This is a genomic window from Agromyces sp. NPDC058484 (genome assembly GCF_042720415.1).
Classification (GTDB): Bacteria; Actinomycetota; Actinomycetes; order Actinomycetales; family Microbacteriaceae; genus Agromyces.
In genome coordinates, this window is sequence record NZ_JBHXMP010000020.1 from 35,118 (window position 1) to 57,843 (window position 22,726).

Consider the following 22,726-nt stretch of genomic DNA (forward strand, 5'->3'; position numbering starts at 1 on the left):
CCCCCCTCGCCATCGCGCAGCACTCAGTTCGTCGGGCGTGCCACGAGGTCGTCGAACGCGACCGTGAGCGGCACGACCGTCGCGCTCCCGCTGACGTAGACCGACAGGCCGAGTCCGCCGGCCGCCTGCAGCGCCGCCGTGGCATCCGTCGTGCTCAGCTGCCAGGCCGCGGGCTCCGCCGTGCCGACCTTCCAGACCTTGCCGCGGATCGTCGTCGGCGAGGTGCCGAAGACCTGCAGCCGCACCTGCAGCTCGTCGCCCGTCGCATAGGTGAGTCCCGCGATGTTCAGCGCCTGCAGGGTCGTTCCGCCGCGCATGAGCTGCAGCTGCACCACCCCGGCTGAGGTGATCTTGACCCGCGCGCGGTAGTCGTTGCCGACGACGGCGCGCCCGATCACGGACACGTAGGTTCCGCCACCGGATGCCGCCTGCTGCAGGGCCAGCTCGACCTGCACATCGGCGTCGGTGGAGGTCGCACCGTTCAGCATGCTCGTCGTGGTCGCGCCCGCGCCGGGGGCGGTGAGCCGAGCTGCGCCGCCGTTGACGGCGAGGTTCGCGCTCGCACCGCTCCACGTGCCGCCGAGGTCGGCGGACCCGAGGCCGCCGGTCACGGTCCGCTCGAAGGCGTCCTGCGCGAACGGGGCGGGCTGGCCCGGGTCCGTGACCGTCACCGATTGGGTCTCGGCGTCGGTCGCGCCGCCGTTGTCGGTCACTGTGAGCGTCACCGGGTAGCTGCCGCCCGCAGCGTACGTGTGCGAGGCCGTCGCCCCGGTCGCGGTGCCGCCGTCGCCGAAGTCCCACGCATACGAGGCGATCGAGCCGTCGGGGTCGGATGACCCGCCGCCGTCGACCGCGACCGAGAGGCCGGTCGGCGTCGCCGTGAACGCGGCGGTCGGCGGCGCGTTGCCGGGCGCCGTCACCGTGACGGTCTGCACCTCGGAGTCGGTCGCGCCGCCGTCGTCGGTCACCGTGAGCGTCACGGGGTAGCTGCCGCCCGCGGCATATGTGTGCGAGGCCGTCGCCCCGGTCGCGGTGCCGCCGTCGCCGAAGTCCCACGCATACGAGGCGATCGAGCCGTCGGGGTCGGATGACGCGCCGCCGTCGACCGCGACCGAGAGCCCGGTCGGCGTCGGCGTGAACGCGGCGGTCGGCGGCGTGTTCGCCGGAGGAGCGTCGGTCGTCGCGCCGGCCCAGAGCTTGTCGAACGCCACCGTCAACGGCGAGGTCGTAGCGCTGCCACTGAGGAAGAGCGAGAGGCCGATCGAACCCGCCTGCTGCATGGCGGCCGTCGTATCGGTGGTGGTGAGCTGCCACGCGGCCGGCTCGGCGGCGCCGACCTCCCACACCTTGGCGCGGAGCGTCGTCGGCGCGGTGTCGAACGCCTGCACGCGCACCTGCAACTGCTCGCCGGTCGTGTATGCGACGCCTGGGATCGTCGCGGTCTGCAACGTCGTTCCGCCGCGCATGAGCTGGAGTTGCACGGTACCGCTCGAGAGCACCTTCACGCGGGCACGGTAGTCGTCGGTGCCCACCCGGCGGGCGATCACCGACGCGTACGCGCCACCGCCGGTTGCCGCCTGCTGCAGCGCAAGCTGCACCCGCACCTCGGTGTCGTCCGACGATACCGCCCCGAGGTAGCCGTTCACGGTGCCGCCCGCGGACGCGCGCAGCCTGCCGGTGCCGCCGGTGACCGAGTAGTTGCTCATCGAGCCGGTGACCGTCCACGCCCCGCCGCTGTCGGCCGTGCCCAGTCCGTTCACCACGTTGCGCTCGAACTCGTCGGTCGCGAGCGGAGTCCCGGGCGGCGGCGCCGTGACGACGACGCTCTGCGAGGTCGATCCCGTCGCTCCGTCGTCATCCGTCACCGTGAGTCCGACGGTGTATGTGCCGCCGTCGGCATACGTGTGCGTCGGGGTGGCGCCGGTTCCCGTCTGGCCATCGCCGAAGTCCCAGGCGTAGGAGGCGATGGTGCCGTCGGGGTCGTCCGAGCCGGTGGCGTCGAACGCGACCGCAAGACCGGTGGCCACAGCGGTGAAGTCGGCGACCGGCGGCTGGTTGGTGCCGGCCCCCGTCTTCCCGATCTGGTAGTGGTTGGCGATCGTGGCGGGCGTGAGCACCTTCATGTACACCGCGGCCTCGTCGATGTCGCCGCCGAAGTAGTCGCGGTTGGGTCGGCTCGGCCAGCTGGCGAGGCTGTCCCCGCCGATGCGCCAGTACCCCGAGTAGGCCTGGCCGGTCGTCACGTCGGCCCGCTGGGCGACCAGGGCGCCGTCGACGTAGAGCGCCATCCCGTTCGGGCCGAGCGATGCCGCCACGTGATGCCACTGGTTGTTGTTGTACGCCGCCGGCGAGGTGATCGTCTGCGCCGACCCCGGGAATGCGCCGAAGACGATGCGACCGGCGTTGGTCATGTAGAGGTGGCGGTCGTAGGTGGTCGAGTTGCCCGAACTGGCACTGCCGAAGCCGATGATCTTCCCGCCCTGGCCTGTGTTCGTCTTGAACCACGACTCGAGGGTGAAGGTGTTCGGCGCCGTCTTCAGCGTGGCGGTCGACACATAGCCGCCGGTTCCGCCGTCGAAGTGGGAGGCCTTGCCGGAATCGCCGAAGATCGCGCCGGTCACGCCGCGCGTCACTCCGGATCGTGCGGTGCCGTCGTCGCCGCCCGCCCAGTCGTAGACAGTCGATCCGCTCGCCTCACCGAGCGGCCAGAAGTTCGCGGCATCCGCGAGCACCGATTCGGCGTAGTTGCTCAGCGTGCCGCTCGTGCCGGCCGTGAGGGTCTTCCAGTCGCCGGTGCTCGTGTTGCCGTACGGGTCGATGGCTCTCAGCCGGTAGGTATAGCTCTGCCCGGGCACGAGCCCGGTGTCGGTGAATCCGATGGTCGGCCGGTTCCACACCACCGAGCGGCTGGTCGTCTCGTAGACGGGCGTCGTCATGTTCCCGTCGCGGTAGACGCGGTAGATCAGGCTCTCGTTGTCACGATCGTAGTTCGTCTTCCAGTTCACCCTGATGGTGCCGGCAGCGAGGGCCACGCCACCGGGCACGAACTCCGCCGCGGTGATCCTCGGGCCCTGATTGTTCGGGGCGATCTCCTTGACCGCGAACCGCACGAGGCCCTGCTGGCGCTTGTTGTTCACGATCGTGAACTCGCCGCCGTACGAGAGGTACTGGCCATTGGTGGCGATGTTCCACGGCCCCTGGCTCTGACCGGTGAACGTGCCCGAGTTGATCTCGGGATACCAGCTGAGGAGCCGTGGTGCCGGCGTCCCCTCCCAGTTGGTGTAGCCGTAGGGCTCCCGCCCGGCGACGCCGTCGGGGTAGTTGGTGAACGCGAGCGCGCGGTAGAACGTCCACGGCGTGGTCTGCGGGAACCCGCCCGGCACGTTGCCGCAGTAGTGCGCGTGCGAGGTGGTGTAGACGACGTCGCCGACGGGCACTGCCGAGTAGGTGTCCCCGTGGCAGTCTTCGACCCATTCGAGGGTGCCGCCGTTCCAGCTCGCCTTGAACGTGCCCTCCAGGGTGCCGCCCGCGCGACCGAAGGTGTAGCCGACGCCGTAGACGCTCGCGGCATCCGAGGTCAGGCTCAGGATCGCGCCCTGGCTCGTGCCGTTGCGCACCTTCGAGTTGATCGCCCACGGAAGCAGGGCGCCCGTGGTGCCATGAATGGACCCGAGGCCGTAACCCGGGTTCGAGGAGCCGTTCAGCGAGGTGAACGAACCGCCGACGACGACCTGGCTGCCGTCGGACTTCGCCGCGAGGGCCTCCACGCCGCCGTTGGCGACCGTGGCCGTCCACGGCAGCAGCGCGCCCGACGCGGTGGTGAAGGCGGCGAGGTCATTGCGCGTGCCGCCGCCGGCGCTGGAGAAGATGCCGCCGACGTAGAGCGTCGTGCTCGTGACCGCGAGGGAGGTCACGCGGGCATTCGTGCCCGGGTTCCACGGCGAGACGAGCGCGCCCGTCGCGGTGTCGAACGCCGCGATCCGATAGCGATTCTGCCCGCCGGCCGAGGTGAAGCTCCCGCCGATGTAGACGCGCGAGCCGTCGGGCGAGGCCACGACCGCCTGAACCGGGCCGTTCGTTCCCGGATTCCAGGTGCTGATCAGCTCACCCGTCGTGAGGTTGTACGCCAGCAGGTTCGCACGGGGCACGGTGTTCACGCCCACGGCCGCGCCGGCGGGCTGCGCCGTCGTGAACTCGCCGCCGACGTAGACGGTGTTGCCGACGATCGCCTGCGACCAGACGACGCCGTCGAGCTGGACCGTCGGCAGCGCATCGGCCGCGAAGGTCACCGGCGTTCCGGGATCGGGCGGCGACGTGTCTGCGGCGGCGGGACCTGCTGCGACGAAGACCGACGCCACGAGGGCGGCGGCCACGGACAGCGTGAGTACTCGGAGGCGAGTGAAGACGGCTGCACCCATGAGAAAGGCCTCGGTTCGGCGTCGTCGGCGCGCCTCGGGTCGGGCGCCGCGCTGCCAGTCTAAGTGACGATCCCTCACAGATCCGATGCCCCCGAAGGGGTCACAACGCAGTCATCGCGCCGCTCAGGACGGCGCCGTCCCCTGGAACACGACGATCGGCACGCCGACGGTGAAGTCGATCGAGATGGTCACCTCGTCGCGCTGTTCGAGCGGCACGCTGAACACGAACACCCCGGACGCCGCGCCTCCTGCGACGACCTCCGCCGGGAAGGGCTCGACACCCGGACCGCTCAGATCCTGCGCCGGCTCCTGCGACGACCCGCTGAACACGTTCACGACGGTCGTACCGAGCTCGACGGGCGCGGTCGTCGCGTTGGCCACATCGACGCGGAACCGGATGGCGGGCCCCGCGACCTCGCCACGGCCCTCCGCCTCGCCCTCGACCGCCTCGAGGTCGGCGATCGAGAACGTCACACCGGGGACGACCTCCGCCTCATCGTCGAATCCGACCGGCGGGGCCTGTGGCGGCGGAGTCGGCTCCCCACTGGCGGGCGGCGTCGGCGTCGGCTCGGAATACGACGGCGCCGACGCCGTGGCCGGCGCGGGCTCGCCCGATGCGCCCGGCTCGGCGACGGTGCCGGCGCGAGGCCAGAGCGCGAACGCGATGATCACCGCCGCGATGACGACCGCGCCGACGGCGATCCATCCCCACATCGCGCGCCGTGGTCTCGTGTCATCCGGTTCCGTCGATGCACTCATGGCACCAGCCCCAACGCTCGCCCGGCGCGCAAGCGAACGGGCGGGCCCTCGTGTTCTCCGACCGGATCGCCACACCTGACGATCGTTCAGCCATTAATACACGAGGACCCGCCCGAACGGGAGTCCCGAGGTCAGCCCTTGCGCACCGTGACGAGGGTGTGGTCGGGCGTGTAGTAGTTGCGCGCGAGCGAGGGAACGGTCGTCGTCGGGGAGATGACCGCGCAGTTCTCGTGCTTCGTGGTGCGACCGAAGGTGTTGTCGTTGATGACCACGCCCTTGATCGAGCCCTTGCCCTTCTCCGCGATGTTGATGGTGCAGCCGCCGCCGTCGAGCAGGTTGCCGTCGAAGGTCAGGTTCGAGACGATGCCCGCGTCCTGGGTGACCTGGATGCCCGAGTTCTTCGCGCCGCTGATGTTGTTGCCGGTGAAGCGGATGTTGCTTCCGGCCTGGATCTGCACGGAGTCGTCGTGGCTCGGGCTGCCCCCGTGGTTGGGGTCGTTCGTGAAGTGGAGGTTGTCGTGCAGCCACGAGTCCTCGACCGTCACGTTGCCGCCGACGAGGTGGATCCCGTCGATGACGCCGTGGATGTCCATCCGCGTCGCGGCGAACTCCTTGCCGATGATGCCCATCGCGTACGGCGACGCCTCACTCGGGAAGATCTCGGTGTCGATGATCTTCAGGCCGGTGTTGCCCTTGTTGTTGCTGATCATCGCGGTCGGGTAGGTCAGCGACTTGCCGCGCACGATCGAGTTCTTGATCGTCACGTCGTCGGCGCGCACCGAGACCGTGCCGCGGATGTCGAGTCCGTCCACCACGGTGCCGGGCGTCGTGATCACGAGGTCGCCGTTGTGCACCGTGAGCGCGGTGCCGGCGGGCACGCCGGTGTTCGCGTCACCGGGAACCCCGGGGGTCGGGGTCGGCGTGGGAGTCGGGGTCGGGGTGGGAGTCGGGGTCGGAGCCGGCTCGGGTTCGGGAGTGGGCGTCGGGGCCGGGGTCCCCGCGGGGTCGGCGACCTCGCCCAGGACCGTGGCCGTGACCCGGGCGCTCGCGTCGCTCGTCGAGACCGTGACCTCGTCGCTTCCGGCCGGAGCCGCCAGCAGCACGGTGTTGGTCGAGGTGACGCCCGAGGTGGCGTTCATCACGGCGGTCTTCGCGGAGGAACCCACGGCGGCGCTGATCACGGTGTCGCGCCACTGCCCGGCGACGTCGAACTTCACGAGGAGGGCACGCGTCCCGGCGTTCACGCCGCTGAGGGGCATCGTCGCCGAACCCCCCGACTTCGCGGTGACCGAGCCGGTCGGCAGCGACGCGGTCGTCGCCTGCATGATGCCGGCGTCGGGCGCCTTCGCGGACTCTTGGAAGAATCCGAGCACGTCCACGTCGAGACGACCGGCGCCGGTGTTGTTGTAGAGGCCGATCTGGTTGCCGTTGGAACCGCCGAGCTTGACGATCGCGAACTTCTGGCGGTCGCTGCCCGCGACCGGGTTCAGCACCGAGGTCTTCGCGCACGCGGAGGCGCTCAGCCCGGCAGGGCACGCGGCCACGTAGCTCGTCTTCGCGAACCCGCTCGAACCGAGGTTGACCGCCACCGCCGTCGCGCCGGCGGGCACGCCGGGGATGGTCACCGTCTTGGTCTCGCGCTGGCCGATCGGGAGGTCGTTCGCGGCGCGCACCGGCTTGACCGCCTGGTAGCGCGAGTCCTTCGCCGCGGTCGCGTCATCGGCCTTGATGAGGAACCCGTTGCGGTCGACGTACACCGTCGACGAGTCGGTCGAGGCGACCACGATCTTGTTGCTGGCCCCGAGCGTCACCCGCACCGGGGAGGATGCCGCCTCATCGGCCTTCGCGGTCACCGTCGGCTTCGCGAGGCAGTCGGCGACGCCGACCTCCGCCGCGCAGACGGAGACCGAGGCACCGTTCGCGGATCGCGACGCGGTGACGTTCAGCCAGACGGATGTCGCGCCGGCCGGCGCGCCGGTGACGTCGACGATCTTCGACTCGCCCGCGGCGAGGGCGGCGCCGTTGAGCAGGCGCACCGGATCGGTGGCTCGATAGAGCGACGGGGCCTTGGCCTCCGCGACCGAGGTCGCGTAGGACGGCACCGTCGTCGCGGCCGCCTGGGCGGGAGCGGCCGCAAGCCCGACCATGACGACCGACGCGGCTGCGGCGATCGCGGAGATCGGGATGAGGCGGGAGAGAAGGGGACGATTGGAGCGGATGGGGCCAGACGGCGTGCGTGATGAATTCATAAAGGAGTGGGGAATCTTCTAACGTAACGAGCGTCGAACGATGGACACGACGGCGTGATCACTGGGGACCACGAAAGGTCACGAAATTGTTACAAAGGCATCCGACGGAGTCAAACCGGCCTCAATTTTTCCTCACATTCGGAGGATGTTCTCCACTCGGCGGTGGCCGAACGCCGATCGCCGGAGTCCGACCCATGCCCGGCAGGCGCCTGCGGTCGTCCGCGGGAAGCAACGCCAGTCCGACGGCGAGGATCAGCAGCGGGACGGAGCTGTATACCGGACCGAACGGCACGTTCCAGAGCGTCCGGATCGCAACGTAGATGAGCACCGCGCCGGCCGTGTTGTGCGCCACCCGCTCGCTGAGCCCGCGCACGAGGACGACCGCGAGAACGACGACGAGCACGATGCCCGGAATTCCGAAGAACGCCCAGAAGTCGCCGAACAGCGAGTGCAGCTCGAACCGGCCGCCGAACATGTAGTTCTCGACATAGCCGTTGTCGGGCTCGTACGCGATGGCCGCCATCCCCGTCTTCGCGGTGGTCACGTCGCCGAGATTGGGGATCGTGCCCGATCCGTAGCCCCACGGATGCCGCTGCAACAGCGCGAGCGTGGCGGCGAGCTCGGGCCTGCCGCCGAGCAGGAGCGATCCCGATGTGTCGATCTGCTCGAGCGACCGCTGCCTGGTCTGCTCTCCGAGGACCCCGTCGAGGATCAACGACTGACCGAAGGTGTAGACGATCGCACCGAGGGCGCAGAGTCCGGCGACGACGCGCAACGCGGACGCACGCCGGCTCGCGCGCCGTGGACGCATCTGCCAGAACACGAGCAACGCGGTGAACATGAGGATCGCGAACGACGATCGGGCGTCACTGAACGCGGACGCCACCGTCAGCCCCAGCACGACGACGCCTTCGACGATCCGACCGCCGATCATCTGCGCGAGCGCGAGCATGATGACGGTGACCGGAACGGCGAAGCCGAACTTCCACGGGTTCTCCGCGAACAGCGCGCTGTTCGGCGAGACTCCGAGGAGCAGGCCCGCGCCGTACGCGAGCGCGACCTGGGCGTCGGTCAGGAACTGCCGGCTCCACAGCACGACCCCGACGCTGCACAGGGCACCGCCGACGAGCACGGAGATGCTGATCATCAGCGAGACGCTGACCGGGTTGGTCGATCTCGACAGCTCGGTCAACCACGCACCCGACAGCAGTGCGACGCCCCCGAACACCAGCAGCGAGCGGGCGCCGCGGTATCGCTTGAGGGTGCTCCACCACAGGGGGATCATCACGATCGACAGCACCGCCCCCGCGGTCATGTTGCCCGGGATGTCGACGCGCATCGCGATCACGACGAGCGCGATGATCGCGATGAGGCGGCCCGCCCTCGGGCGCGCGGCCTCCGCGACGCTCGGGCCCGCGACCGGCGCGCGCGTCGGGGTCGGTCGGTCTCGAACCATGGCCACCCCCTGCCGGCCGGATGACGCGTCGCGGCGCTCGTGTGCACCTGCGTGCCAGACTAGTCCTCCTCCGCCCGCCGCAGCGGGCGGGAGAACACGCCGCGTGCGGCGAGCTCCTCCAGGATCCGATCCGCGACGCCGGACCCGCTCACGTGGCCGACGTGCTCCGCGACCTCCCGGCGCCGTGCCGATGAGCCGATCCCGCCGCCCTGCACGTCGCGGCCGAACTCCCGCACGTCGTCGAGCGTTCGGAGCTTCGGGCCGGGGAGCCAGTCGAGCGCGTCGGGCGGGTCGAATCCGCGTCCCGACGTGTAGCCGGCCTCGTCGGACACGACGAAGCCGATGGGCCGGTCGAGCGCGAGGTAGTCGATCCAGACGCTCGAGTAATCGGTGAGCAGCGCGCTCGAGGCGCCGATGAGCTCGTAGAGCTGCACCGCCGCGTCGCGCAGGTGCTCGTTCGTGACCACGAGCGCTCCCTCGATGCGCCTGCTCTCCGCGTCCTGCGGATGCGGCTTCACGACGACGGTGACACCGAACTCACGCGTGAGCACATCGACGCCACGCGCCATCACGGCATTGACGTCGGATGCCTCGTCGGCCGCGACATCCGACCATGCTGCCGTGAGCCCCCGGCCCCTGTTCCGCCTGAAGGTCGGCATCCAGAGCACGAACGGCCGGTCGGCCGGGATCCCGAGGCGGTCGAGGCCCACCGCACTCGCCGCGGCGAACTGGTCGATCCGGGGATTCCCGGTGAGCAGGAGCCCTCCGGCGGGGAGACCGCACTGCCTGGCGAGGATCTCGCCGAACTGACGCGTGCTCGCGACCAGGTAGTCGGAGTGGATGGCGGGCCGCCCCTTCGCGTCGCTCATCACCGCGCCCTTGAAGCCGCCGCCGTGCCACAGGTTGACCATGGTCTTCCGCCGCACCCGCCGGGGGTTCCCGTACAGTCCGTGGGTGAACATCGAGACCTCCGCGGTCACGAACCGCCGGATCCCCGAGAACGAGCGATGCGCCACGAGCCGAATGTGCTCGTGGGGGTCGGCGCGCGACGATCCGAGCACGGCTCGCGCCTGCTCGACGTCGGGCACGAGCCAGTACACGGGGCCCGGATACCGCTTCGCGCTCGCGCGCAGCATCTCGACGGCGTTGCCCTCGTCGACCGGGAATCCGCTGATGACGAGGTGAGCCGAACGCGGCGTGAGCGCCATCGCCCAGCGCACGAGCACGCGCTGTGCTCGCCGTGCGACGGTCGCCAGGCGCCGCACCGATCACCCGTGTTCGCCGTGGATCATCTCGATGGCGTCGCGCAGCCGCGTGCTCGAGGTCGTGTCGGTATAGGGGAAGTAGACGATCTCGACGCCGATCTCGGCGAACTCGCGCTCGAGCGCGTTCCAGCGCTCGGTTCCCCGCCAGTCGTCGCCGACGAACATGCGGTCGAATCGCAGGCTCTCCCACGCACGGCGCTTGTCCATCGACGTCTGCGGCACGGTGAGGTCGACGCAGCGCAGGGCGGAGACGATCTGCCGGCGTTCGTCGAACGGCACGATGGGCGCCTTGCCCTTGGCCTCGACCGCGAGCTCGTCGGTCGTGATGCCGACGATCAGCTGATCGCACTCCGCCTTCGCGCGTTCCAGCAGACGCAGATGACCGATGTGGAACATGTCGTAGACACCCGTGGTGTACCCGAAGATCATTCGCCCAACTGCCCTTCCCCGAAGGTGTCGCAGGCCCCGGCGCCCTGCTGGAACCCGGTCATGAACCACTGCCGGCGCTGCTCGCTGGTGCCGTGCGTGAACGTGTGCGGGTTCACCTGGCCCTGCGTCGCCTGCTGGATGCGATCGTCGCCGACGGCGGACGCCGCGCTCAGCGCATCCCGGACCTGCGCCTCGGTGAGCGGCTGCAGGAACGGCACGCCGCTCTCGTCGGGCACGTCCGAGGCGTTCGCCGCCCAGGCGCCCGCGAAGCAGTCGGCCTGCAACTCGACGCGCACCGCATTCGAGGTCGGGCCGGTCTGTCCGTCCTGCGCGCGTTCGAGGATGCCCGCGAGATTCTGCACGTGATGACCCCACTCGTGCGCGACGACGTACATCTCGGCGAGCGGTCCGCCGCTGGAGCCGAAGCGTCCGCGAAGCTCGTCGTAGAACGTGACGTCGAGGTAGATCGTCTGGTCGGGCGGACAGTAGAACGGCCCGGTCGCCGACGACGCGTTGCCGCAACCGGTCGTCGTCGCGCCGCTGAAGAGCACGAGGTCCTGCGGACCCGCGTAGTCGAGGCCGACGGTAGGCGCCTCCTGTTGCCAGTAGGCCTCCAGCGAAGCGGATGCCCCGACCATGCGGCATTCGACGTTCTCGTTCGCGTCGGCACCGGTCTGGCACTGCTCGAGCGACGACTCGGTCTCGGGCGGGGCGCCGCCGCCGATCAGCCCCGTGAGGTCGACGCCCAGGAACTGGGACAGCACGAACAGCGCGATCACGCCGAGGCCGCCGCCGACGGCGATGCCCGCGTTGCGTCCGCGCTTCGAGGCCTTGCCGCCGCCGATGTCGGCGTCCGGGTTGAACGTCATGGTCTGAAACTACTCCGCGTCGCGGACTTCGTCGTCGGCGTCGCGCTCGTCGTCGTCGGCGTGGGCGTCGGCGTCGTCGCGCTGGGCGCCGGCGTCCGCGTCGCGCTCGTCGTCGGCGTCATCCGCCGGATCATCGTCGTCGCCGTACCCGCCGGCGAAGGCGTCGGTCGCCTGGATGAGGGCGTCGAGGATGCCGGGCTCGTCATACGCATGGCCCGCGTCGCCGATGATCCGCAGCTCCGCCTCGGGCCACGCCCTGTGCAGGTCCCACGCGGTCATGGCGGGCGTGCACATGTCGTAACGCCCCTGCACGATGACCGCGGGGATGCCCGCGAGGCGCGTGGCGTCACGGATGAGCTGCCCCTCCTCCCACCAGCCGCCGTGCCGGAAGTAGTGGTTCTCGATGCGGGCGAACGCCGTGGCGTACTCGGGCGCGGTGAAGCGGGCGATGGTGTCGGCCTGCGGAAGCAGCGTGATCGTCGACGCTTCCCAGCGAGACCACGCGATGGCGGCGGGCCCGTGCACGTCGGGGTCCGGATGGTGCAGGAGCCGGCCGTACGCCTCGATGAGGTGTCCGCGCTCGAGCACGGGGACGGGCGCGACGTACTCCTCCCAGAGGTCGGGGAAGACGGCCGACGCGCCGCCCTCGTAGAACCAGTCGAGCTCCTGACGGCGCAGGGTGAAGATGCCGCGCAGCACCATCTCGGTGACCCGCTCGGGGTGGGTCTCGGCGTAAGCGAGCGCGAGGGCACTTCCCCAGGAGCCGCCGAACACCTGCCAGCGTTCGATGCCCAGATGGTTCCTCAGCCGCTCCATGTCGGCCACGAGATGCCAACTGGTGTTCGCCGAGAGGTCGGCCTCGGGTTCCGACGCGTGGGGGATCGACAGCCCGCAGCCACGCTGGTCGAAGAGCACGATCCGGTAGCGCGCCGGGTCGAACAGGCGACGATGCGCCGGGTTCGTGGCGCCGCCGGGACCGCCGTGCAGGAAGACCACGGGCCTGCCCGCGCGATTGCCCGAGACCTCCCAGTAGATGTGCTGTCCGTCACCAACATCGAGCATGCCCGTCTCGAGCGGCTCGATCTCCGGATACAGGTCTCGCATGACCACACGGTAACGACCGCCGGATGCCACGCGCCCACGCCACGCGCACACACGCTCGGAGTCGGCCCGAGCAGAGCGCACACCCGTGGCTCCCGTCCGTTCTCAGGATCTCGTCCTACCCTCGGAGCATGCGGCCCGCCCCCGACCCGGTGCGCCCCGGCCAGGAGTCCGTGTGGGACTACCCACGGCCGCCCCGCGTCGAGCGCATCGACGTCCGCGTCACGATCGACCTCGGCGGCGAACGCGTGGTCGACACCCGGGATGTGGTGCGCGTGCTCGAAACGAGTCATCCCCCGGTCTACTACCTGCCGATCGCAGCGTTCGCGGCGGGAGCGCTCGCCCGCGACCGTGGCGCGTCGTTCTGCGAGTTCAAGGGAACGGCCCGGTATCTGAGCCTTGCGGGCGGCAACCGATTCGTGTCGCGCGCGGCATGGAACTACCCGTCACCGTCGCCGGGCTTCGAGGCGCTCGCCGACCGGGTCGCGGTCTACGCGGGGCGGATGGACGCGTGCTCCGTGGACGGCGAGCGCGTCGCGCCGCAGGAGGGCCGATTCTACGGCGGATGGATCACCTCGAACGTCGCCGGTCCGTTCAAGGGCGCCCCCGGCAGCATGGGCTGGTGAGCGGCCGGAGCGGGGCGGATGTCGCCGTCGGCGGCCCGGCGTAGGCTCTCCTTTCATGAGCGTCTCGCCGGTCACGATCACCATCACCGGAGCAGGAGGGCAGATCGGCTACGCCCTGCTCTTCCGCGTCGCGTCGGGCGCGATGCTCGGACCCGACACACCCGTGCGACTGCAGCTCCTCGAGATCCCGCAGGGCGTACGTGCCGCCGAAGGCGCCGCCCTCGAGTTGCAGGACTCGGCGTTCCCACTCCTCTCCCACGTCGAGGTCACCGACGACGCCGCCACGGCGTTCGAGGGCACGAACCTCGCCCTCCTCGTGGGCGCGCGGCCGCGCACCGCGGGCATGGAGCGCGGGGAGCTGCTCGAGGCCAACGGCGGCATCTTCGCGCCGCAGGGCGCAGCGATCAACGCGGGCGCGGCCGACGACATCCGCGTGGTCGTGGTCGGAAACCCGGCCAACACGAACGCCCTCATCGCGGCCGCACACGCTCCGGATGTCCCGGCCGAGCGCTTCACGGCGCTCACCCGGCTCGACCACAATCGCGCGCTCGGGCAGCTCGCGCCCACCGTCGGCTCGGCGGTCGGCGACATCCGCGACCTGACGATCTGGGGCAATCACTCCGCCACGCAGTTCCCCGACGTGGCGCACGCGACGGCCGCGGGCCGCCCGGTGGCCGAGCTCCTCGCAGACCGCCTCGGCGGGCCCGATGCGGCACGCGAGTGGCTCGTCGACCGCTTCATCCCGCGGGTCGCGAAACGCGGCGCGGAGATCATCGAGGTGCGCGGCTCCTCGTCGGTCGCCTCCGCTGCGAGCGCGACGATCGACCACGTGCGCGACTGGGTGGGCGGCACCACCGCCGGCTGGACGAGCGCCGCCGTGGTCTCCGACGGGTCGTACGGGGTGCCCGGGGGACTCGTCTCCTCGTTCCCGGTCGAGTCGGTCGACGGCGTGTGGCGCATCGTGCAGGGGCTGGAACTCGACGACTTCGCGCGGCAGCGCATCGCGGCATCCGTCACCGAGCTCGCAGACGAGCGCGAGGCGGTGCGAGCCCTCGGACTCGTCTGACGCGCGCGCCGCCGCGCCTAAGCTGGTCGCATGGCCTCCGAACCGATGTCGCCCGCCCGCCGCAAGCAGCTCATCGCGGGGCTCGTCGTCGGCGCACTCGTGGGGGTCGGAATCAGCCTCTGGACCGGCTTCTGGCTCTGGTTCGCCGCCGGGCTCGCCGTGGGACTCGCGGCGGGCGCGCTCATGAGACCGCCGGCCGAGTAGGCGACCGGAGCGTCCGGCGCGTCACGCTACTCGAACGTCGAACGGCCGCCGCCGCCGACTGATGCGGCGACGTACGCCTCGATTCCGTCGATCACGCGGGCGAGCCCGAATTCGAATGCCCGCTCGGGACTCCCCGCCGACGCGTACTCCTCGCCCGCCGCCTGGCCGACCCGACCCGACACGGGATAGCGCTCGGCATCCATGATCTCCTCGAGGATCGGCGCGTTGCGCTCCCACCACTCGACGTCGGTCTCGGCGACGGTGCGGTGCAGCCGCTCGGCGTCGACGTAGGCGCGCGCCGGCCCTGTCACGAAGCCGACCAGCAGGGTGACCACGTGGTCCATGTCGAGGTCGCTGAGGCCGAGCCCGTCGATGGCACGCAGGCTCCATTCCCACCGGTCGGAGACGTTCGGCCCGAGCGGCGGCCTGCTGGTGTCGATCGAGAGCAGCCATGGATGCCGCAGGTACTCGTTCCAGGCCAGGCGCGCGATCTGCTCGAGTCGCTCGCGGAGCGACCCGCCGAGTTCTGGCAACGGCTGCTCGCCGGCGACGCGGTCGACCATGAGGTCGATCAGCTCCGCCTTCCCGGGCACATAGGTGTAGACCGACATGGTCTTCATTCCGAGCCGTTCGGCGATGCGACGCATGGAGAGCACGTCGATGCCCTCATCGTCGGCGATCTCGATCGCGGCGTCGACCACGCCGTCGACGCTCGCCCGCTGCTTCGGACCGCGCGAGCCGGACGGTTCGCCGAGCCGATCCCGCCACAGCAGCCGGAGGGTGCGGTCGGGTTCGCCGCGCCCGGTGGATTCGTTCGACATGGGGGCTAGCCTACATTCTCCGTATGGTGTACGGTTCGGAATAACCCCGTACGCCGTACGTTGAAAGTGAGAGCGATGACCCCGACACCTGTCCAACCCGCCTCGTTCCCGACTCCGGCTCTCGAAGCGAGACGGCTGCGCAAGCGCTTCGGCGAGCTGAGCGCACTCGACGGCTTCGACCTCACGATCGCCCGCGGCGCTGTGCACGGCCTGCTCGGACCGAACGGTGCGGGCAAGACCACCGCCGTGCGCTGCCTCACGACGCTGACCGACCTCGACGAGGGGCGGGCCACGGTCGACGGCATCGACCTGCGCCGCCACCCTGGTGCGGTTCGCGAGCGCATCGGCCTGGTGGGCCAGTTCCACGCCGTGGACGAGGCGCTCACCGCCCAGCAGAACCTCGTACTGTTCGCACGACTGAGCGGGCTCTCGAGACCGCGAGCGGTGCGCCGCGCTCACGAACTCCTCGATGCATTCTCGCTCTCGGATGCCGCGGGCCGGGCGGTCTCGGGATTCTCGGGCGGCATGCGCCGTCGCCTCGATATCGCGGCGAGCCTCGTGCTGACCCCGGCGATCCTGTTCCTCGACGAGCCCACGACGGGGCTCGACCCGCACGGTCGGGCCACGGTGTGGCAGGCCGTGCGCGAGGTCGCCGCGGCGGGAACGACCGTGCTGCTCACCACCCAGTACCTCGACGAGGCCGACCAGCTCGCCGACCGCATCACGGTGATGGACGCCGGCCGCGTGATCGCGGAGGGCAGCCCGAACGAGCTCAAGGGTCGCATGGGCGGCGATCGGGTCGCCGCGGTGATGGCGGATGCCGATCGCCTGGCCGATGCGGCGAGCGCCGTCGCCGCCGCGATCGGCACCGAGGCATCCGTCGACGCCGACACCCGCACGGTGACCGTCGAGGTCGCCGACGGCGCGAAGGCGCTCGCGCCCATCGTGCGAGCGCTCGACGCCGAACGGCTCGCCGTTGACGACCTGATCCTGCGCCGACCGACGCTCGACGAGGTGTTCCTGCATCTCACGGGCCATGACGCGACCGATACCGCATCGGATCCCGCGGGTCGACCCGCGAATCCGCCCGTCGTCCAGCCGGCCGACCTGTCCGCCGTCCCGCCCGCCGACCTGCCCGCCGACCTGCCCGCCGACCTGGAGACACGATGACGACCACGCACACGACCTCGATCGCCGCGCCTGCAGGGCTGCGGGACCGGCGCTCCAATCCCCTCCGCGAGGGCTGGCTCATCGCCGGCCGCGACGTGCTGCACTGTGTTCGCGAACCCTGGGGCCTCGTCTTCGGACTCGCCTTCAACATCATGCTCGTCCTGATGTTCGGATTCCTGTTCGGCGGCGCCATCGAGGTGCCGGGCGGCGGCGACTACATCGCCTTCCTGCTGCCCGGCATGTTCGCGCTCGCCATGCTGTTCGGGCTCGAGAGCACGATGTCCGCGATGGCTGAGGACGCGAAGCGCGGCATCACGGACCGATTCCGCTCCCTGCCGATCTCGAGCGCTTCGGTCGCCCTCGGGCGCGCGATCGCCGACCTGGCGAACTCGATGCTGAGCCTCGGGGTGCTCGTGTTCGGCGGCCTGCTCATCGGATGGCGGCCGACCACCGGGCCCGCCGAGATCGCGCTCGCCGTCGTGCTGCTGCTCTGGCTCCGCTTCGCGCTGCTCTGGCTCGGGATCTTCCTCGGCCTGAGCTTCCGCGGCACGGGTGCCACGACCGCCGTGCAGGTGCTCGTGTGGCCGATCGGCTTCCTGTCGACCGTGTTCGTCTCCGCCGAGACAATGCCCGGGTGGCTCGGTGCGATCGCAGCGTGGAATCCCGTCTCTGCGACCGCGACCGCGGCGCGTCAGCTGTTCGGCAACCCCACAGGTGTCACGAGCGGTTGGCTCGCCGAGAACGCGGTGCTCGCGGCATCCGTGTGGCCGCTCGTGATCACGGCCGTGTTCCTGCCGCTCGCAGCGTCCGCCTACCGGCGTCTGCGACGCTGAGACGCGGCCGAGCGCTACTTCTTCTTCGACTTCTCGGGCACGGGGAGCGTGCCGGCTGCCCGCCGCGCGGCGTAGTGCGCGCGTGCCTCGTCCTGGCGCTCGAGCTCTGCACCCGACGCGATCTTCGCGCGCAGGTGATCGGGCGTGTAGCCGAACGCGTCGACCAGGTCTTGCGCGTGCGGACGCAGCCGCTCGAGCAGGCGGTCGATGTACGCGGTCACGGCGAGCGCGCGCTGTGGCGAGAGTCGCCCGTGGATGAGGTACCACGCGAGGTGCTTCTCGATCAGGCCGAGGCCGAAGAGGTCGCGCACCCATGTGAGCACCTGCTTCGTGCCCGGGTCGGTCGTCTTCCCGAGGCCGCGGGTGAACGCCTCCCACTGCAGCAGCTCGGCGTGGGCACGGGCGGCCCCGATGAGCTCGTTCTGGTTTCGGTTGAACGCCGCCGCGGCATCCGCCTTCGCCAGCTTGCGCGTGTTCCGGAGGCGGCCGGCGATCTCGGCGATCATCTCCTCGACCCGGTCGGTGAGGAGCTCACGCTGCGTCTCCTCGTCGCGGAGCTCGGACACCGACCGGGCCGTCGAGCCGAAGTCGGCGATCGTCTGCGCGAGTCGCCGCAGGCCGGTGCCGTGGTAGGCGCGATCCGCGGTCTGGGCGACGACGTAGCGCGCCATCGCCCCGGCGTCCGCTTTCGCGAACTGCTTCGAGAAGTCGGTGAGGAGGCGCTTCGCCACGAGCTGCAGCAGCACGTTGTTGTCGCCCTCGAACGTGACGTAGACGTCGAGATCCTGGCGGAGGCCGACGATGCGGTTCTCGGCGAGGAAGCCGGCGCCGCCCGCGGCCTCGCGAGCCTCCTGGAGGGTCTCGAGCGCGTGCCATGTCGAGAGCGGCTTGAGGGCGGCCGCGATCGTCTCGAGATCCTGACGGTCGTCGTCGGTGTCGGCCTCGCCCGAGAACACGGCGTCGAACTTCACGAGGAACTCGTCGTGCGCGAAGATCTGCGCGTACGTCGTGGCGAGCTTCGGCAGGAGCCGGCGCTGGTGGCGCTGGTAGTCGAGCAGCACCTCCTCGTCGGTGTCGCTGCCGGCGTTGAACTGACGCCGTTGATTGCCGTACGTGATCGCGATGGCGAGCGCCATCGCCGCGGCGGTCGTGGCGGCGCCGTCGAGCGAGACGCGCCCCTGCACGAGCGTGCCGAGCATGGTGAAGAAGCGGCGCCCGGGGCTCGCGATCGGACTCGAGTAGGTGCCGTCTTCGGCGACCGAGCCGTAGCGGTTCAGCAGGTTCTCGCGCGGGACGCGCACGTTCGTGAAGTGCAAGCGGCCGTTGTCGATGCCGTTGAGTCCGCCCTTCAGTCCGTCGTCTTCGCCGCCGATGCCCTCCAGGAACTCGCCCTCGGCACCCCGGATCGGAACGTAGAACGCGTGCACGCCGTGGTTCACGCCCTTGGTGACGAGCTGCGCGAAGACCACGGCGGCGGTGCCGTGCACTGCGGCGTTGCCGAGGTAGTCCTTCCACGCGCCCCGGAACGGCGTGTCGATGACGAACTGCTGCGCCGCCTGGTCGTACGTGGCGGTGGTGCCGATCGCCGCGACATCCGACCCATGACCGGTCTCGGTCATCGCGAAGGCGCCCGGCACCTTCAGCGACATGATGTCGGGCAGGAACGTCGTGTGGTGGAACTCGGTGCCGAGGTGCAGCACGGCCGCGCCGAAGAGCCCCCACTGCACGCCCGATTTGATCTGCAGGCTCGGGTCGGCGAGCACGAGCTCCTCGAACCCGGCGATGTTGCCGCCGTGGTCGTCGTGACCGCCGAGCTCCTTCGGGAACGCGCGGTGCACGGCGCCCTGTTCGACGAGGATCTTCAGCTGACCGAGGACCCGCTCGCGGTGCTCCTCCATCGACTGGCCCTCGATGCGCTGGAGATCGGGCTGTGCGGCGCGCTCGCGGGCGGCGATGCGGATGTCGGCCCACGTTCCGAGGAGTTGGCGGCCGAGCGCGGCCACGTCGACCTTCGGCGCGGCGCCTGCGTCGACGGCGCCGGGAGTCGGCGCCGTCTCACGCACCGGCTGCGCTGGGGCGGGAGCGGGCGCGGGTGCGGGCACGTCGGCGCGCTGTTCGGAGGTCTTCGAGCCGGAGCGGGATGCCGTGTCAACCATCGTCGATTTCTCGTCCTTCGTGTGCGGCGGAACGTCTGATTCCACGGTAGGACGCACCCCTGACGCGCCGAAACGAGGGGTCCGGGGCCTACAAAGGGCGCGCACGCCCCTCCCGGCGTGCTGTGCGGACTCTACAATCGCTGGTCAGCCGCGGAAGAACTCGTTCGACCGACGCGACCAGAGGATGAGGAGCACGATCAGCGAGAGCGCCATGCTGACGTACTCGCCGATCGCCGTGGCCGGATGCGCGATCGCGAGGAACACCGAGCTCACGATCGACAGCACCTGGAAGATCGTGACGACGAGGCGAGCTCCCGGGCTGCCCCGGAGCAGGCCGCCGGCGACCGCGACCACGACCACGCCGATGAGGATCGTGACGATGGCACTCGCGATCAGCTGGCTCGCGCCGCCGAATGCCTCGACGGTCGAGGCGATGCTCGTCTGGAAGAGCAGGATGGTGCCGCCGAGGATGTCGAGTGCTCCCGAGATCCAGGTGAGCACGGCGACGAGCATCACGCCGCCGGGTCGAACGCCTGCCATGAGCACTCCCCCGAGTCCGGCACCGCCGGGACGCGATGCGCTGCTGCGATGCTAGCGCGCGGTCACCTCGCCGCCTCGGAAGAACGCACTCGCCGGGCGCGTCCAGAGCAGGATCAGGATGATCGCCGAGACGACCACGCTCGCCCACTCGCCGACCGGGTTGCCGAGGTAGGCGACCGCCAGGAACAGCGACTGGATGAGCGACAGCGCCTGCAGCACCGTGACGATCATGCGCGCGACCTCGCGGCCGAGCCAAAGGCCGTAGGCGAGCACCACGACGATCGCACCGAGGATCATGGAGCCGATCGAGGCGGCGAGCACTCCACCCGACCCGCCGAACGAGGCGTTCACCTCGGGATTGTTCGCCTCGAAGATGAGGAGGATGCCCGTGATGATGTCGATGACACCCGAGATGAACGCCAGTATCGACACGATCGCGACCCCGACCGGTCGACTCGCTGCTTCAGTCATGATCCGCCCCCGATTCGCCTGGTCGCGCCCGCGCGACGCCCTGGGGCTGATGCTAGCGCGGTGACGGATGCCGCGGGCGAGCACACGCGGCCGTCAGCTCGCCGTTCGTCCGGGCCGAGCCCGACGACGTACCGCGTTGCCGCCGGCGTCCCTCAGCCGGCCGCGACGACGCCGAGGAGCGCGTCGCCGTAGGCCTCGCGCTTCTTCGCCCCGATGCCCGTGATGCCGTCGAGGTCGTCGAGGTTCGCGGGGCGGGCGACGGCGACCGCACGAAGCGTCGCGTCGCCGAAGACGATGTAGGCGGGCACGCCCTGCTCCCTCGCCTCACCCGCCCGCCAGGCGCGGAGCGCCTCGAAGAGCTCCGCTTGCGCCGGCTCGAGGTCGGCCGCGGCGGGGGCGGCCCTCGGCCCGCGGGATCGCGCGGCCCGCTCGGGTTCGGTGCGGAGCATCACGGTGCGGGCGCCCGAGAGCACGTCGGCCGCGGCATCCGTGATGGAGAGCGTGCCGTACTCGCCGTGGGTCGCGAGCAGGCCCTGGGCGAGCAGTTGCCGCGCGACCCCGCGCCACTGCTGCTCGCCGAGGTCGGCGCCGATGCTCCACGTCGCGAGCGCGTCATGGCCGTACTGGCGCACTCGCGGGGTCTCCTTTCCGCGCAGGATGTCGATGAGGTGGCCGGCGCCGAACTTCTGCCGGCGTTCACGCTGGAGCCGCACGATCGTGGACATGAGCTTCTGCGCGGGCACCGTGCCGTCCCATGCTGCGGGCGGCTCGAGGCACGTGTCGCAGTTGCCGCACGGCTCACTCGCCTCGCCGAAGTATGCGAGCAGGTTCTGCCGACGGCACTGCACCGTCTCGCAGAGCGCGAGCATCGCGTCGAGGTGGTGCGAGAGGCGGCGGCGATGGGCGAGGTCGCCCGGGCTCTCGTCGATCATGCGGCGCTGCTGCACCACGTCCTGCAGGCCGTAGGCGAGCCACGCCGTCGCGGGAGCACCGTCGCGACCGGCCCGGCCGGTCTCCTGGTAGTACCCCTCGACCGACTTCGGCAGGTCGACGTGGGCGACGAACCGCACGTCGGGCTTGTCGATTCCCATGCCGAACGCGATCGTCGCGACGATGACGACCCCGTCTTCGCGGAGGAACCGCTCCTGCGTGCTGCGGCGCACGCGCGGATCGAGGCCGGCGTGGTAGGGCAGGGCATTCACGCCGTTCGCCGCGAGGAACTCCGCGATCTTCTCGGTGCTCGCGCGGGAGAGCGCGTAGACGATGCCCGACACCGGTGTGCCCGGACCGCGGTCGGTGGGCGCCGTCGCCCCTTCGCTGCGCACGAAGTCGAGGAGCTGCCTGCGCACCTCGAGCTTCGGCGCGATGCGGTACTGGATGTTCGGCCGGTCGAAGCTCGAGACGAAATGCCTCGCGCCGTCGAGCGAGAGCCGCTGGGTGATCTCGCGGTGCGTGGCCTCGGTCGCCGTCGCCGTGAGCGCGATGCGCGGCACGTCGGGCCAGCGGTCGGCGAGCTCGGACAGGGCGAGGTAGTCGGGCCGGAAGTCATGGCCCCACTGCGCGACGCAGTGCGCCTCGTCGATCGCGAAGAGCGCGACACGACCTGCTTCGAGGAAGCGCTTGACCGGCTCGGAGCTGAGCCGCTCGGGGGCGATGTAGAGCAGGTCGATCTCACCGGCGAGGTAGGCGCGCTCGACCTCGGCGCGCTCTGACGGCTGCTGGCTCGAGTTCAGGTAGGCCGCCCGCACGCCGTTGCGCACGAGCGCGTCGACCTGGTCGTGCATGAGGGCGATGAGCGGGGAGACGACGACGCCGGTGCCCTCGCGCAGGAGCGCGGGGATCTGGTAGCAGAGGCTCTTGCCACCGCCCGTGGGCATGAGCACCACGGCGTCGCCTCCGCCCGTGACCTGGGCGATGATCTCGGCCTGCTCGCCGCGGAATGCGTCGTATCCGAAGACGGTGTGCAGGGCCTCGGCGGCGGTGACGAAGCGGGGTGGGGCGCTCGCCGCGCTCGGCGCGCTCGCCGCGCTCGGCGCGCTCGCCGAACGCGGCGAGCCCTTCCCCTCGACGGGCTCGGGGAACGATGTCGGCGGCACCCAGTCGTCAGGTGGCGGAGCCCACTCATCGCCGGGCGGTGGGGTGAGCTCGTCTGGATCCCAGTGGACCTCCTCGGCACCGGGGGATTGCGCGTTCCAGCTCACCCGTCGAGTGTAACGAGCGCTCCCGACAGGCGAGCCGGATCATCCCCAGGCCCGGTGGCGTAGGCCCGGCGGCTCAGGCCCGGCGGCTCAGG

The 22,726-nt window shown here is 70.6% G+C and carries 18 protein-coding genes; 5 read left to right on the forward strand and 13 right to left on the reverse strand.

Going from position 1 to position 22,726, the window contains the following annotated elements; translation table 11 throughout:
- Positions 1–23 precede the first annotated feature (23 nt).
- The 8 genes from ACFWN7_RS15270 to pip form a co-directional block, all read right to left on the reverse strand.
- Complete coding sequence (locus ACFWN7_RS15270; protein ID WP_376939695.1) at positions 24–4,418, reverse strand: PKD domain-containing protein; 4,395 nt, start codon at positions 4,416–4,418, stop codon at positions 24–26.
- A 123-nt stretch (positions 4,419–4,541) separates the two neighbouring features.
- Complete coding sequence (locus ACFWN7_RS15275; RefSeq protein ID WP_376939696.1) at positions 4,542–5,177, reverse strand: hypothetical protein; 636 nt, start codon at positions 5,175–5,177, stop codon at positions 4,542–4,544.
- 131 nt (positions 5,178–5,308) lie between these two features.
- Complete coding sequence (locus tag ACFWN7_RS15280; RefSeq protein WP_376939697.1) at positions 5,309–7,426, reverse strand: hypothetical protein; 2,118 nt, start codon at positions 7,424–7,426, stop codon at positions 5,309–5,311.
- A 121-nt stretch (positions 7,427–7,547) separates the two neighbouring features.
- On the reverse strand, positions 7,548–8,882 hold the full coding sequence (locus ACFWN7_RS15285; protein ID WP_376939698.1) for an O-antigen ligase family protein: 1,335 nt from the start codon (positions 8,880–8,882) through the stop codon (positions 7,548–7,550).
- A gap of 59 nt (positions 8,883–8,941) precedes the next feature.
- Positions 8,942–10,147, reverse strand: coding sequence for a CDP-glycerol glycerophosphotransferase family protein (locus ACFWN7_RS15290; RefSeq protein WP_376939699.1), 1,206 nt, complete (start codon positions 10,145–10,147; stop codon positions 8,942–8,944).
- Positions 10,148–10,150: 3 nt separating this feature from the next.
- Positions 10,151–10,576, reverse strand: a complete 426-nt coding sequence (locus ACFWN7_RS15295; protein ID WP_376939700.1) for an adenylyltransferase/cytidyltransferase family protein — start codon at positions 10,574–10,576, stop codon at positions 10,151–10,153.
- Complete coding sequence (locus ACFWN7_RS15300) at positions 10,573–11,445, reverse strand: neutral zinc metallopeptidase (RefSeq protein ID WP_376939701.1); 873 nt, start codon at positions 11,443–11,445, stop codon at positions 10,573–10,575. The genes ACFWN7_RS15295 and ACFWN7_RS15300 overlap by 4 nt, the downstream gene beginning before the upstream one ends.
- Positions 11,446–11,454: 9 nt before the next feature.
- Entirely contained in the window at positions 11,455–12,549 is a 1,095-nt protein-coding gene (gene pip / locus ACFWN7_RS15305; protein WP_376939702.1) for a prolyl aminopeptidase, read from the reverse strand.
- A gap of 128 nt (positions 12,550–12,677) precedes the next feature.
- On the opposite strand from pip, the gene ACFWN7_RS15310 reads away from it, so the two are divergent.
- From ACFWN7_RS15310 to ACFWN7_RS15320, 3 genes are read left to right on the forward strand one after another with little or no spacing between them, the layout of a single operon-like run.
- Positions 12,678–13,172, forward strand: coding sequence for a DUF427 domain-containing protein (locus tag ACFWN7_RS15310; protein ID WP_376939704.1), 495 nt, complete (start codon positions 12,678–12,680; stop codon positions 13,170–13,172).
- A 55-nt stretch (positions 13,173–13,227) separates the two neighbouring features.
- The gene (locus tag ACFWN7_RS15315) at positions 13,228–14,238 is read left to right on the forward strand and encodes a malate dehydrogenase (RefSeq protein WP_376939705.1); all 1,011 of its coding nucleotides are present in this window, start codon (positions 13,228–13,230) and stop codon (positions 14,236–14,238) included.
- Between the two features lie 30 nt (positions 14,239–14,268).
- Complete coding sequence (locus ACFWN7_RS15320) at positions 14,269–14,442, forward strand: HPP family protein (protein ID WP_376939707.1); 174 nt, start codon at positions 14,269–14,271, stop codon at positions 14,440–14,442.
- 26 nt (positions 14,443–14,468) lie between these two features.
- Here ACFWN7_RS15320 and ACFWN7_RS15325 read toward each other — a convergent pair whose 3' ends face one another.
- Entirely contained in the window at positions 14,469–15,263 is a 795-nt protein-coding gene (locus tag ACFWN7_RS15325; protein WP_376939708.1) for a TetR/AcrR family transcriptional regulator, read from the reverse strand.
- A 75-nt stretch (positions 15,264–15,338) separates the two neighbouring features.
- On the opposite strand from ACFWN7_RS15325, the gene ACFWN7_RS15330 reads away from it, so the two are divergent.
- Both ACFWN7_RS15330 and ACFWN7_RS15335 read left to right on the forward strand, forming a co-directional pair.
- A complete protein-coding gene (locus ACFWN7_RS15330; protein WP_376939709.1) occupies positions 15,339–16,433 on the forward strand; it encodes an ATP-binding cassette domain-containing protein in 1,095 nt (364 codons plus the stop codon).
- Positions 16,430–17,266 carry an ABC transporter permease gene (locus ACFWN7_RS15335; protein ID WP_376939710.1) on the forward strand — a complete coding sequence of 279 codons (837 nt, stop codon included), beginning with the start codon at positions 16,430–16,432 and terminating at the stop codon, positions 17,264–17,266. Before ACFWN7_RS15330 ends, ACFWN7_RS15335 begins: the two co-directional genes overlap by 4 nt.
- A 14-nt stretch (positions 17,267–17,280) precedes the next feature.
- Here the strand turns inward: ACFWN7_RS15335 and ACFWN7_RS15340 are convergent, their stop codons facing one another.
- The 4 genes from ACFWN7_RS15340 to recQ form a co-directional block, all read right to left on the reverse strand.
- On the reverse strand, positions 17,281–19,422 hold the full coding sequence (locus ACFWN7_RS15340; protein WP_376939711.1) for an acyl-CoA dehydrogenase: 2,142 nt from the start codon (positions 19,420–19,422) through the stop codon (positions 17,281–17,283).
- Between the two features lie 144 nt (positions 19,423–19,566).
- Positions 19,567–19,962 carry a hypothetical protein gene (locus tag ACFWN7_RS15345; RefSeq protein ID WP_376939712.1) on the reverse strand — a complete coding sequence of 132 codons (396 nt, stop codon included), beginning with the start codon at positions 19,960–19,962 and terminating at the stop codon, positions 19,567–19,569.
- A gap of 51 nt (positions 19,963–20,013) precedes the next feature.
- Positions 20,014–20,433 carry a hypothetical protein gene (locus tag ACFWN7_RS15350; protein WP_376939713.1) on the reverse strand — a complete coding sequence of 140 codons (420 nt, stop codon included), beginning with the start codon at positions 20,431–20,433 and terminating at the stop codon, positions 20,014–20,016.
- A gap of 152 nt (positions 20,434–20,585) precedes the next feature.
- Complete coding sequence (recQ, locus tag ACFWN7_RS15355) at positions 20,586–22,634, reverse strand: DNA helicase RecQ (protein ID WP_376939714.1); 2,049 nt, start codon at positions 22,632–22,634, stop codon at positions 20,586–20,588.
- Between the last annotated feature and the right edge of the window lie 92 nt (positions 22,635–22,726).

Coding starts and splice junctions, on each gene's coding strand:
- ACFWN7_RS15350 (WP_376939713.1), bottom strand. CDS start 20,433: ATGACTGAAGCAGCGAGTCGACCGGTCGGGGTCGCGATCGTGTCGATA.
- ACFWN7_RS15285 (WP_376939698.1), bottom strand. CDS start 8,882: ATGGTTCGAGACCGACCGACCCCGACGCGCGCGCCGGTCGCGGGCCCG.
- ACFWN7_RS15340 (WP_376939711.1), bottom strand. CDS start 19,422: ATGGTTGACACGGCATCCCGCTCCGGCTCGAAGACCTCCGAACAGCGC.
- ACFWN7_RS15280 (WP_376939697.1), bottom strand. CDS start 7,426: ATGAATTCATCACGCACGCCGTCTGGCCCCATCCGCTCCAATCGTCCC.
- ACFWN7_RS15270 (WP_376939695.1), bottom strand. CDS start 4,418: ATGGGTGCAGCCGTCTTCACTCGCCTCCGAGTACTCACGCTGTCCGTG.
- ACFWN7_RS15345 (WP_376939712.1), bottom strand. CDS start 19,962: ATGGCAGGCGTTCGACCCGGCGGCGTGATGCTCGTCGCCGTGCTCACC.
- ACFWN7_RS15315 (WP_376939705.1), top strand. CDS start 13,228: ATGAGCGTCTCGCCGGTCACGATCACCATCACCGGAGCAGGAGGGCAG.
- pip (WP_376939702.1), bottom strand. CDS start 12,549: ATGCGAGACCTGTATCCGGAGATCGAGCCGCTCGAGACGGGCATGCTC.
- ACFWN7_RS15295 (WP_376939700.1), bottom strand. CDS start 10,576: ATGATCTTCGGGTACACCACGGGTGTCTACGACATGTTCCACATCGGT.
- ACFWN7_RS15300 (WP_376939701.1), bottom strand. CDS start 11,445: ATGACGTTCAACCCGGACGCCGACATCGGCGGCGGCAAGGCCTCGAAG.
- ACFWN7_RS15275 (WP_376939696.1), bottom strand. CDS start 5,177: ATGAGTGCATCGACGGAACCGGATGACACGAGACCACGGCGCGCGATG.
- ACFWN7_RS15325 (WP_376939708.1), bottom strand. CDS start 15,263: ATGTCGAACGAATCCACCGGGCGCGGCGAACCCGACCGCACCCTCCGG.
- ACFWN7_RS15330 (WP_376939709.1), top strand. CDS start 15,339: ATGACCCCGACACCTGTCCAACCCGCCTCGTTCCCGACTCCGGCTCTC.
- ACFWN7_RS15310 (WP_376939704.1), top strand. CDS start 12,678: ATGCGGCCCGCCCCCGACCCGGTGCGCCCCGGCCAGGAGTCCGTGTGG.
- ACFWN7_RS15320 (WP_376939707.1), top strand. CDS start 14,269: ATGGCCTCCGAACCGATGTCGCCCGCCCGCCGCAAGCAGCTCATCGCG.
- ACFWN7_RS15335 (WP_376939710.1), top strand. CDS start 16,430: ATGACGACCACGCACACGACCTCGATCGCCGCGCCTGCAGGGCTGCGG.